At 72.9% G+C, this 12,163-nt stretch carries 7 protein-coding genes; 1 reads left to right on the top strand and 6 read right to left on the bottom strand.

Annotation, left to right across the window (positions count from 1 at the left end; translation table 11 throughout):
- A partial coding sequence (locus tag ACFU53_RS41890; RefSeq protein ID WP_384004972.1) for an AAA family ATPase occupies positions 1–2,355 on the top strand: 2,355 nt, incomplete at its 5' end.
- A 111-nt stretch (positions 2,356–2,466) separates the two neighbouring features.
- Here ACFU53_RS41890 and ACFU53_RS41885 read toward each other — a convergent pair.
- From ACFU53_RS41885 to infB, 6 genes are all read right to left on the bottom strand, one after another.
- A complete protein-coding gene (locus ACFU53_RS41885; protein ID WP_384004971.1) occupies positions 2,467–3,420 on the bottom strand; it encodes a bifunctional riboflavin kinase/FAD synthetase in 954 nt (317 codons plus the stop codon).
- A gap of 134 nt (positions 3,421–3,554) precedes the next feature.
- Complete coding sequence (locus ACFU53_RS41880) at positions 3,555–7,703, bottom strand: trypsin-like peptidase domain-containing protein (protein WP_384004969.1); 4,149 nt, start codon at positions 7,701–7,703, stop codon at positions 3,555–3,557.
- A 387-nt stretch (positions 7,704–8,090) separates the two neighbouring features.
- Positions 8,091–9,005, bottom strand: a complete 915-nt coding sequence (gene truB / locus ACFU53_RS41875; protein WP_384004968.1) for a tRNA pseudouridine(55) synthase TruB — start codon at positions 9,003–9,005, stop codon at positions 8,091–8,093.
- Positions 9,002–9,448, bottom strand: coding sequence for a 30S ribosome-binding factor RbfA (rbfA, locus tag ACFU53_RS41870; RefSeq protein ID WP_384004966.1), 447 nt, complete (start codon positions 9,446–9,448; stop codon positions 9,002–9,004). Before rbfA ends, truB begins: the two co-directional genes overlap by 4 nt.
- A gap of 60 nt (positions 9,449–9,508) precedes the next feature.
- A complete protein-coding gene (locus ACFU53_RS41865) occupies positions 9,509–9,802 on the bottom strand; it encodes a DUF503 domain-containing protein (protein ID WP_055543214.1) in 294 nt (97 codons plus the stop codon).
- Between the two features lie 198 nt (positions 9,803–10,000).
- Positions 10,001–12,163, bottom strand: a 2,163-nt coding sequence (gene infB, locus ACFU53_RS41860) for a translation initiation factor IF-2 (protein ID WP_384004964.1), incomplete at its 5' end; no start/stop codon positions are given.

The raw sequence follows: 12,163 nt of genomic DNA, 5'->3' as shown, positions 1-12,163 counted from the left end.
CGCGAGCCCCAGGACGCCGCGCCCGCCGCGCCCGCCGCGCCCGCCGCGCCCGCCGCGCCCGCCGCGCCCGCCGCGCCCGCTCCGGGTACCCCCGGTGGCGTACCGCAGACGCCTCCCGCCTGGACGCCGCCGGCGCCGCAGGGTGGGCTTCCGCCGTTGCCGCCCGCGTTCCAGCTCGCCGAGGCGGCAGCACCTGCCCCGGGAGCGCAGTGGCCCCCGTCCGCGCCGGCGGCTCCCGCGTACCCCGAGATGCCCGGCCAGCAGCCGGCTGCCGCGCAGGGCGAACCGTCCGTTCCCCAGCAGCAGCCGTTCCACCCGCAGGCCCCTCAGGGTGCGCCCGCGGCCTGGGGCAACCCCGTCGACGCCGTGCCCGGCGCCCCCGCTGCGCCTGGCACCCCCGGTGCCCCCGTGTCACCCGGTGTGTTCAACGCCTCCGGTACGCCGGCCACCCCGGGCCCCACACCCCCGCAGGCCCCCAACGTCCCCTCCCCCGCTGGCTACGGCTTCCCGCACCCCGGCGGGCCCGTGCCCCCACAGGCACCCATCCCCCAACAAGGCGGCTACGGCTTCCCCCAACCCCCGGCCGAGCCCGGACAGCCTGCCACCCCCACGCCCACCGCACCCCCCGCCCAGCCCACCCCCGGTTACGGCTTCCCGCACCCCGGCGCACCCGTATCCCCACAGGCACCCATCCCCCAACAAGGCGGCTACGGCTTCCCCCAACCCCCGGCCCAGCCGGGACAGCCCGGACAGCCTGCACACCCGGGCACCCCCACCCCTCACCCCAACCCCCCGGGCGCCCCCACCCCTCAAGCCGGCTACGGCTTCCCGCCCTCCGCCGCTCCCGGCACCCCTGGTGCACCCGGCGCACCAGCCCCGGCCCCCCAGGGCCCGCCCAACTCGCCTGCTCCCCAGAGCGGCTACGGCTTCCCCCAGCCCCCCGTTCAGCCCGGCCATCCCGCGCACCCGGGCCACCCCGGCCATCCCCAACCCCCCTTCCCCGGCCAGCCCGGACACGCAGTTCACCCGGACCACCCCGGTCAGCCCGGAGGGCAGCCCCACCCCTCCGCCCCCGTCGACCCCCGCACCGGCGCCGCCTGGCCGCAGCCCGTGCAGCATGACCAGCGGCAGCCCACCAACCCCGGTGTGGCACCGCTCGGTTACACGGCCGCGGTGGAGTTGTCGTCCGACCGGCTGCTGAACAGCAAGAAGCAGAAGGCGAAGAGCAGCCGTCCGTCGTCGGGAGGCGGACTGTTCAAGCTGGGCGGGAAGAAGGAGGAGGCCGAGCGGCAGCGGAAGCTGGAGCTGATCAGGACGCCGGTGCTGTCCTGCTACCGCATCGCGGTCATCAGCCTCAAGGGCGGCGTGGGCAAGACCACGACCACCACGGCCCTCGGCTCGACGCTCGCCACCGAGCGGCAGGACAAGATCCTCGCGATCGACGCCAACCCGGACGCCGGAACGCTCGGCCGTCGGGTGCGGCGCGAGACCGGGGCGACCATCCGCGACCTCGTCCAGGCGATCCCGTACCTCAACTCGTACATGGACATCCGGCGGTTCACCTCGCAGGCGGCCTCCGGACTGGAGATCATCGCCAACGATGTCGACCCCGCCGTCTCCACGACGTTCAACGACGAGGACTACCGGCGCGCGATCGACATCCTCGGCAAGCAGTACCCGATTATTTTGACCGACTCGGGCACCGGCCTGCTCTACAGCGCCATGCGCGGGGTGCTCGACCTCGCCGACCAGCTCATCATCATCTCGACGCCGTCCGTGGACGGTGCGAGCAGCGCCAGTACGACGCTGGACTGGCTCTCGGCGCACGGATACCAGGACCTGGTGGCGCGTTCCCTCACGGTCATCTCGGGGGTGCGCGAGACCGGAAAGATGATCAAGGTGGACGACATCGTCTCCCACTTCGAGATGCGCTGCCGCGGTGTCGTCGTCGTGCCCTTCGACGAACACCTGTCCGCAGGCGCCGAGTTGGACCTCGACATGATGCGGCCGAAGGTGCGGGAGTCGTACTTCACGCTCGCCGCGATGGTCGCCGAGGACATCGCCCGCCATCAGCAGTCGCACGGCCTGTGGACGTCGGACGGCAACCCGCCGCCGGTGGTCGCCCCGCCGATGCCGGGCCAGCAGACGCCCGGTCAGCAGCCGTACCCGCCGCAGCAGCAGGGCCAGCCGTATCCCGGCCAGCCGTACCAGGGTCAGCCGGCCCCCGGCCAGGCCCCGCAGCCTTACGGCCACCTCGGCCACCCCGGCCAACCGGCTCCAGGTCAACCCGCTCCGGGCCGGCCGTACCCGCCGCAACAGGGCCAGCCCTACCCGCCGGCACCGCCGCAGCAGTAACCCCCACGGCCGCACGGCAAGACGACAAAGGGCCCGTACCGTTCACGATCCACGAACGGTACGGGCCCTCTGCCACATCCAGACTTTCCACATCCAGGCTTCGGGGGCCAGCTACTCCCCCTGATACGCCCCGATCAGCTCCCGGCACCTCTTCACGTCCTCGCCCATCGCCACGAGCAGCGCGTCCAGCGAGTCGAACTTCGCCTGGCCGCGCACGAAGGCGAGGAAGTCGACGGCGACATGGAAGCCGTAGAGGTCGAGTCCGACGCGGTCGATGGCGTACGCCTCGACCGTGCGCTCGGTGCCGTCGAACTGCGGGTTCGTGCCGACGGAGATCGCGGCGGGCATGGCCTCGCCGTCGACGTGCAGCCAGCCGGCGTAGACGCCGTCGGCGGGGATCGCGGTGTGCGGGAGGGTCTCGACGTTGGCCGTCGGGAAGCCCAGTTCACGGCCGCGCTGGGCGCCGCGTACGACGACGCCCTCGACACGATGGGGGCGACCGAGGATCTCGCGCGCGCCCTCGACGTCGCCCTCGGTGACCAGCCTCCGGGTCAGGGTGGAGGAGAACGGCTGTCCGCCGCCCGCCTCACCGGTGACGAACAGGTCGACCACCTCGACGTCGAAGTCGTACGTCTTGCCCTGCTCGGCCAGGAACGCCACGTCTCCGGCGGCCTTGTGGCCGAAGCGGAAGTTGGGGCCCTCGACGACGGCCTTGGCGTGCAGCTTGTCGACCAGGACCTTGACGACGAAGTCGGCCGGCGACAGCCGCGAGAACTCGGTCGTGAAGGGCAGGATCAGCACCGCGTCCATGCCCAGCTCGGCCATCAGTTCGGCGCGGCGGTGGTGCGGGGCGAGCAACGGGGGGTGACTGCCGGGGCGCAGTACCTCGCTGGGGTGCGGGTCGAAGGTGACGGCGACGGAGGGAACGCCCAGCTCACGCGCGCGTTCCACGGCGTGCCGGAGAATCAGCTGGTGCCCGCGGTGCACCCCGTCGTAGGAACCGATGGTGACGACGCTGCGCCCCCAGTCCTCGGGGATGTCCTCCAAGCCACGCCAGCGCTGCACTGTGACCGCTCCTCGTCGAACCCATGTCCGTATTGACGCCTAACCCTTGCGCAGGTCTAAGGGTGCCATGCCCGGTGGCCTCGGCCCGCATCGGCATCCGGGCTGTGACCCGGAGCACGGAACTCGACCCCTTCTCACGCGGGCACCCGCACCCCCGGTACCCCCGCCAGGTTCTCGATCATCCGCCGTGTGCTCGGCCCGACCACCGCCGCCCACTCCTGGGGCGTGCCGCTGAGCCAGCCGGCCACCAGCCCCGCGAAACCGGGCACATGGCGGGCGAGGTCGACGAGCGCCCAGTCGAAACGGGTGGCCCCCTCGGGCGTACGGATGAGAAGCATCCCGACCCGGTGGACCAGCAACCGGGTGGCCGCGGTGTCTCCCGTATCCGCCGTATCCGCCGTGTCCCCCGTGTCCGCCGTCACTCCGCGCGCGGCGGCCGCCCGCAGCAGCGTGTCCAGGACGGACGGGTCCCGCTCGGTCGCCATCAGCAGGTCGAGCAGTTCACGCCGCAGCGGACCGGAGGCCGGGGTGCCCGGCTCGGCGAAGACCGCCGCGAGGGCTGCGCGGACCTGCACGGGGCCGTCGACGATGAGACCGCTGACCAGCGGGAGCAGTACGGCGCGAGTGCCCGGACCGTGCTCCAGCCTGCGGTCGACGTACGCGGCGACGTGGCCGGCCACTTCGCTGCGCAGTTCGACGACCTCCCGAACGAGGGTGGTGACGCGGCGTGCGAGGCCGGGTGTGGTGACCTCGGCGAGTGTGCGCAGGGCCTCCCCGTCGGAGCGCCCGGCGCCCGGAGTCCGCAGCCTGGCGCGGAAGGCGTCCAGGACCGGGTCCGGGTGGGTGGCGAGGGCGGTGGCCAGGGCGCTCGCGGGCAGCTGCGGATCACCGGCCGCGAAGCGTTCCAGCGCCTGCGGCAGGTACCGCGACCTGGTCCGCGGATCGCGGACGAGCAGGGCGAGGGCGCCGCCGTGCAGGGTGACGTCGGCAGGGCGGCCCAGCAGGGCGAGCGCCGCGTAACGGAGCAGCTCGCGGTCGGCCTCCGTGCGCACATGCGGAGCGGTCCGCAGCCCGTACGCGAGCCCCGCGACCCGCCGCGCCGGGCACTCGTCGTGCGCCCACCGGTCGACGGCCCGGCACACCGCCGAGGGTTCCTCCTCGGACAGTACGGCGAGCAGTTCGTCGCCGCGCCGGTGCGCGCTGTCGACCAGCGCCTCGGTCAGGTCGTCCGGGGCGCACCGCCGATGTGTGTGCAGCAGCGCCTGCGCGGCCGTCGCCACGGTGGCGTGGGGGGTCGCGACCAGCGGGGTGTCGTCGAGGAACCAGCGGATGAGGAGCGGTTGCACGGCGGCGGGGCCGGCCGCGAGGAGATGGGAGACCACGTCAAGACAGCGGGGCCCGTCGCCGGTGGCCGGGTCGGCGACGACGAGGCGTCGCAGCAGGTCGAACCGTTCCGCCTCGGGCAGCGGCAGCGACGCCCAGAAGTCCGGCCCGAACGCCGCCGGTACGCCCCGGCCCTGGCCCCGCCAGGCCCCGATCCGCTCGGTGAGGAACCGCAGCACCCGGGTGTACGGCGTCGCGTCGGGGACCCGGAGCAGGACCTCGGCCAGGAGACGGGTGGCCCACCAGGTCGGGTCGTCGGGTGCCGGGTCGCCCGGCGGCAGCAGTGCGTCCAGGGCGTCGAGCAACTCCTCCAGGCGCCCGGCGAGTTCGGTGGGTCCCTGCTGTCGGCCGAGGAGGAGCAGCGCGTGGACGACGGGACCGATGCGGTGGCGGGGCACGGGAAGGTCACGGGTGGCCCGGCGGGCTTGGCGGCGGACGCGGACCTCCGACGGCATCGTGCCCCAGCCCCGCCGCGCCTCGGCCTGGGCGACCCAGCCCCGGTGCACCAGCGCGTGCAGGGCCGCGTCGAGGTCCAGGTGCGCGCCCTGGATCCAGTCGGCCAGCTCCTCGTGGGCGAAGCGGTAGCCGTCGCCCGCCGGGACGAGCAGCCCCTCGGTGAGCACGGCCGAGGCCCAGCCGGTGGTGCCGCCGAGCCGCCGCCCCGGCACCGGCCCCCAGGGGAAGACCGCCTCGAACGCAGCCCGGTCCAGCTCCCCCTGCCCGGGCCCCAGACACCGCCGGGCCGCCTCGTGCACCTGCCCGGAGACCTGCGCCGCGAGCCGCCGCACGGCCGTGCCCCGCACCCCGTTCACCGCGGCGAGCCGCACGGCGACGCGCAGGCACATCAGATCCAGGTAGGCGGCCACCACCTCGTCCCGATCGGGTCGGCCCGAGGCATCGGAGGATGCCCCCGTGCCGAAGGAGGGCGCCGCCGTGCCGAAGGAGGATGCCCCCATGCCGAAGGAGGAGGCTCCCGGGCCGAAGGAGGAGGCTCCCGTACCGGAGGAGGGCCCCGTCGTACCGGCGCCTCCTCCCGAAGCCCCCTCGGCACCCCCTCGAGAGGCCCCCGGCCCGTGGGATCCCGGCCCCTTGGTTCCCGGCCCGTGGCGCCCCGGCCCGCCGGGTCCCGACTTCTCCGCTCCCGACCGGCCGCCCCCTGCTGCGCCCCCGCCGGGCGGTCCGGCGAAGGCGCCATCCTCGCCGGGCCGCCCGCACGGGGCCTCCGTCAGCGCTGCCCGTACCTCGGACAGGAGCCGCAGGGTGAGGGGATGCCGGGCGTCGGCCACGGAGAGCGCCTCCTCGGGAATCCCGTACCGCAGCCGGGCCCGCCGGGCCTCACCCTCCGTCAAATCGCCCAGCCCCACGCAGGCAGGCAGCAACGGCCCCCCTCCGCCGGGCACCTCCCCGTGCAGCAGCTCCGCCGGGAACTGCGCCCCGGCCCGCTCCCAGTACTCGGCACGGCAGGCCACCACGAGCCGAGCCCCGTTCGCCCGCAGCCACTCGACCGTGCCGGCGGTCCACTCGGCCAGCCGGTGCGCGAGCGTCGGCGGCATCTCCTCGGGCCCGTCGAGAAGCAACAGCATGGGCCGCCCCTCCGCCACGGCGAGCCGGGCAAGCCGCTCCGGCCGAATCTCCCCCAGCTCGCCCTCGTACCGACCGGGCAGCCACGGCCGCCCCACCCCTGCCCACCGCTCTCCCGACGCGTCAGGACCGCCAGGAGAACCCCAACTGCCCCCATCACCACCACAGGCGCCCGCAGCAGCCGACGCGTCAGAGGCGTCAGAGGCGGACGAAAAGTCCGAGGCAGCCCACCCTGCCGACGCCCCTGCCCCAGCAGACCCAGCAGGCCCCTCAGTCCCGGCCGACCCCGCCGCCATGCCCCGCTCCCCCGCAAAACTCGGCGCCGCCGACGCCGCCACGATCCGACCCGCCCGCTCCAGCGCGCGTCGCGCCGCGTCCGCCACGGAGTTGTCGTCGGCCAGGAGGTCGGCCCCGCGGAGCCACAGCGTGGGCGCGGGCTCGGGGCCCCGGCCGCGTCTGTCGGCCAGGGCGGCCAGTTCTGTCGTACGGCCGCTGCCGGGTGGGCCGACGAGGCCGAGGACGGCGGCCGGGCCGTCGGCGAAGGCGGTGAACTCCCTGGCTACATCGACCCGTTCGACGGGATCGGCCCCGGCGCCCACCCCCGGCCCGTCCGACCCCACGGTGGTGGCCGTGAGCTCCAGCACCCCGGCCAGGTTCAGATCGGTCCCGTACGCGGCCACGGTCGCCGCGTTGCGCGCGAGGAGCTCCGCCAGCGGCTGTTGGGCCCGCCATCCGCGCAGCGGTACGGCGAAGCCGGTCGCCCGGTGTTGTGCCTCCAGCGCCGTACCCAGCACGCCCACCACGGCCCCGGTGGTCATGTCGAGCACGGGACCGCCGGCCGCTCCCCCACCCAGCCGCAGCGCCTCGCTGCCGGCCGTGCCGATCGCCAACTCCAGGGCGCCCTGCAGCAGATGGGCGCCGTCGGTCGCGGTGTACGTGACGTCCGCCGTGCCCAGCACCCGTGCCTCGCGCCAGCCGCCGGCCGCGATGCGGACGTACGCGCCCGTCTCGACCTCGTCCCGCAGCGCGAAGGGCAGCGGGTCCACGCCCAGCCCCTCGGTGCGGATGAGCGCGAGATCGAGGGCGGGCAGCGGGGTCACCGCGTCGGAGGCCACCACGCAGACGCGGTCGCCGCCGGCGTGCACCATGATCCGGGCCAGCCCGTCCACCGCCTCGTGGCTGGTGACGACCGTGCCCTGGTGATCGGCCACGAAGCCCGTGCCGCGCGGTCGTCCCGCCAGATCGCCGACCAGCACCAGGACTTCGTCCCGCGCCGCCCGGCGGCCGTCGTCGGTTGCCCGACGGCCCCGTACTGCCATGTCCTGACCTCCCCGTCGTACCTGTGTTCCGTCCGACGGTAGGCACGTGAAGATCAGCGGAACAGATGGCCCGGCGAACGCGCCCCCTTCCGCTCCCTCGGTTCACTCCGAGCGCCTGCACGAAGGGGTGAATAGCCCCGAGCAGATGGATACACCTCTGGGTGGGGGAACCGAGGGGGGACCGTGGAGCGGCGGGAACAGCAGGCCCCGCCGCTCCGCTGGGTTCAGCCGCTGAGCGCCGGGGGCCTGCCGGTACCGGCCGGGCCAGGGGCTTCGCCCCTGGAACCCCCCGCGTGAGAGCTCGGGCGCTTGCGGGGTGTTCGGTGCGGGTCGTGGGTGGTTGATCGCGCAGTTCCCCGCGCCCCTGAAAACACCCTGGGCTTGCCCTCAGCCGAAGACGGCCAGGCTCTTCGCCTTGCCCTTCTGGCTCTCCACCAGGGCCAGGAAGCGCCCGGTGGGGTCGAAGACGGCGACCGCCCCACGCTCCGCGTACTCCTCGGGCATCTCCAGCCGGACCCCGTTCAGCAGCAGTCCCGCCCGCTTGTCGTCCACGTCCCAGCGGGGGAACGCGGCCGTGGCGGCCTCGGCGACCGGCATCACGGTCAGCTCCTCCTGGAGCTGGTCCAGGGTCCGGGCGGAGTCCAGCTTGTACGGCCCCACGCGCGTCCGGCGCAGCGCGGTGAGGTGGCCGCCGACGCCCAGGCCGGCGCCCAGGTCGCGGGCGAGGGCCCGGATGTACGTCCCGGAGGAGCACACCACCGACACCACCAGGTCGAGCACCGGGGTGCCGTCCTCGGCGACGGCGTCCCGGACGTCGTACACGGCGAAGGAGGAGATGGTGACGGGCCGGGCGGGAATCTCGAAGTCCTCGCCGTCCCGGGCCCGCTTGTACGAGCGCACGCCGTCGATCTTGATGGCGCTGACCTTGGACGGCACCTGCATGATCTGGCCCGTCAGCTCGGCCACACCGGCGTCGACGGCGTCGCGGGTGACCTTCGACGCGTCGACCGACGCCGTGATCTCGCCCTCGGCGTCGTCGGTGACCGTCGTCTGCCCGAGCCGGATGGTCCCCAGGTACTCCTTCTCGGTGAGCGCGAGGTGACCGAGCAGCTTGGTCGCCTTCTCCACCCCCAGGACGAGCACACCGGTGGCCATGGGATCGAGCGTCCCAGCGTGCCCGACCCGCCGGGTCCGGGCGATGCCGCGCATCTTGGCGACGACGTCGTGCGAAGTGAAGCCCGACGGCTTGTCGACGATGACAAGGCCGTCGGGCGTGGTGTTCTTCTGGCGCTGCTGGGTCATTCGGCGGCGTCGTCCTCGTCGTCGTCCGGCTTGCGGTACGGGTCGGCCTCACCGGCGTACTTCGCCCCCGACGCGCTCTCGCGCACCTGGGCGTCCGAGGCCCGCGCCTTGTCGAGGAGGTCATCGATGGTCTTGGCGGTGTCCGGGAGGGCGTCGGCCACGAAGGTGAGGCTCGGCGTGAACTTCACACCCGCGGCACGGCCGACCTCGGAACGGAGGATGCCCTTGGCGCTCTCCAGCCCCGCGGCGGCGGCCGCCCGCTCCTCGTCGTCCCCGTACACCGTGTAGAAGACGGTCGCCTCCCGCAGGTCCCCGGTCACCCGGGTGTCCGTGATGGTGACGTGTGAGCCGAGCCGCGGGTCCTTGATCCCACGCAGCAGCTTCTGGGCCACCACCTCTCGGATGAGGTCCGCCAGCCTCTTGGCACGCGCGTTGTCGGCCACTGGTCCGTCTCCTAGCTCGTTCTGCGTTACTGCTGGTTCTTGAATTGTCTCTGCGACCGGTCAGTCGTCGTCACCGTGCAACCGCCGTCTGACCGAGAGCAGTTCCACCTCGGGGCGCCCGGCGACCAGCCGCTCGCACCGGTCCAGTACGTCGGTCAGATGCCCCGTGTCACCGGACACCACCGCCAGCCCGATCACGGCCCGGCGGTGCAGATCCATATGGTCGACCTCCGCCACACTCACCGCGAACTTGCGTTGCAGCTCGGCCACGATCGGACGGACGACGGAGCGCTTCTCCTTCAGCGACCGTACGTCGCCGAGCAGGAGATCGAAGGACAGAGTCCCCACATACATGTGTGTATCCGGTTCACCCGCCGGCACGGGATAGATGGCCTGCCCACAGCCCGGGGCAGGAACATCAGAACCGTACAACGAAAGGCGGACACCCTCGACGGGATTGTTTTGCAGGGGGCCCGGGGGCGCAGCCCCCAGGAACGGCCACACCGGCCGGCGGTGAACAAGTCACCCCCGGCCGGCATGAACCACCGCTGGTTACGAACGCGGCTTCTCGCGCATCTCGTACGTCGCGATGACGTCGTCGATCTTGATGTCGTTGAAGTTTCCGAGGTTGATACCGCCCTCGAAGCCTTCGCGGAGCTCGGTGACGTCGTCCTTGAAGCGACGCAGACCGGAGATGGTGAGGTTCTCCGCGATGACCTTGCCGTCGCGGACGAGGCGCGCCTTGGTGTTGCGCTTGACCTCGCCCGAGCGGACCAGGACACCGGCGATGTTGCCCAGCTTGGACGACTTGAAGACCTCGCGGATCTCCGCCGTGCCGAGCTCGACCTCCTCGTACTCCGGCTTGAGCATGCCCTTGAGGGCCGCCTCGATCTCCTCGATGGCCTGGTAGATCACCGAGTAGTACCGGACGTCGACGCCCTCGCGCTCCGCCATCTGCGCCGCGCGGCCCGCAGCGCGGACGTTGAAGCCGATGACGATCGCGTCGGAGCCGGTCGCCAGGTCGATGTCCGACTCGGTGACCGCACCCACGCCGCGGTGCAGGACGCGGATGTCGACCTCTTCGCCGACATCGAGCTGGAGCAGCGAGGACTCGAGAGCCTCCACCGAACCGGACGCGTCGCCCTTGATGATGAGGTTGAGTTCCTGCACCAGACCGGCCTTGAGGGCCTCGTCCAGGTTCTCCAGGGAGAACCGGACACCCCGGCGGGCGAAGTTGGCGTTGCGCTCACGCGCCGCGCGCTTCTCGGCGATCTGACGGGCCGTACGGTCCTCGTCGACGACGAGGAAGTTGTCGCCGGCGCCCGGGACGTTGGTGAGACCCAGGACCAGGACGGGGGTCGACGGACCCGCTTCCTCGACGTTGTTGCCGTTGTCGTCGAGCATCGCCCGGACACGGCCGTACGCGTCGCCGACCACCATCGTGTCGCCGATGCGCAGCGTGCCGCGCTGGACCAGGACCGTCGAGACGGCACCGCGGCCGCGGTCGAGGTGGGACTCGATCGCAATACCCTGCGCGTCCTGCTGGGGGTTGGCCCGCAGGTCGAGCGAGGCGTCCGCGGTCAGGACCACGGCCTCCAGCAGGGAGTCGATGTTCAGACCCTGCTTGGCGGAGATGTCGACGAACATCGTGTCGCCGCCGTACTCCTCGGCCACCAGACCGAACTCGGTGAGCTGACCGCGCACCTTGGTCGGGTCGGCGCCCTCGACGTCGATCTTGTTGACCGCGACCACGATCGGCACGTCGGCCGCCTTGGCGTGGTTCAACGCCTCAATCGTCTGGGGCATCACACCGTCGTTGGCCGCCACCACGAGGATCGCGATGTCGGTCGACTTCGCACCACGGGCACGCATGGCGGTGAACGCCTCGTGGCCCGGGGTGTCGATGAAGGTGATCCTGCGCTCTTCGTCGTTGACCTGGGTCGCGACCTGGTACGCACCGATGTGCTGCGTGATTCCGCCGGCCTCGCCCGCGACGACGTTCGTCTTGCGGATGGTGTCGAGGAGGCGGGTCTTACCGTGGTCGACGTGACCCATGACGGTCACGACCGGCGGACGCGCGACGAGGAACTCCTCGCCACCCTCGTCCTCGCCGAACTCGATGTCGAAGGACTCGAGAAGCTCGCGGTCCTCCTCCTCCGGGCTGACGATCTCGAGGATGAAGTTCATCTCGTCCGCGAGGAGCTTCAGCGTCTCGTCGGAGACGGACTGCGTGGCAGTGACCATCTCGCCGAGGTTCATCATCACGCCGACGAGCGACGCCGGGTTGGCGCCGATCTTCTCGGCGAAGTCGGTGAGCGACGCACCGCGCGACAGGCGGACGGACTGTCCGTTGCCGCGAGGCAGCATCACGCCGCCGACCGACGGGGCCTGCATGGCCTCGTACTCCTGGCGCCTCTGCCGCTTCGACTTGCGACCGCGACGCGCGGGACCGCCGGGACGGCCGAAGGCGCCCTGCGTGCCACCACGGGCACCCGGACCACCGGGACGACCGCCGAAGCCGGGACGACCGCCACCGCCACCGGGACCACCGGGACGACCGGCGAAACCGCCGCCACCGCCACCGGGACCACCGGGACGACCGGCGAAACCGCCGCCACCGCCACCGGGACCAGCGGGACGGCCGGCGAAGCCGCCGCCACCCGGACGACCGCCGCCGCCACCGGGACCACCGGGACGACCGCCGCCGCCACCGGG

Source organism: Streptomyces sp. NPDC057474, assembly GCF_042802555.1.
Lineage (GTDB): Bacteria > Actinomycetota > Actinomycetes > Streptomycetales > Streptomycetaceae > Streptomyces.
Note: the sequence above shows the minus strand (reverse complement) of the source record. Positions and strands in the feature narration are given on the sequence as shown.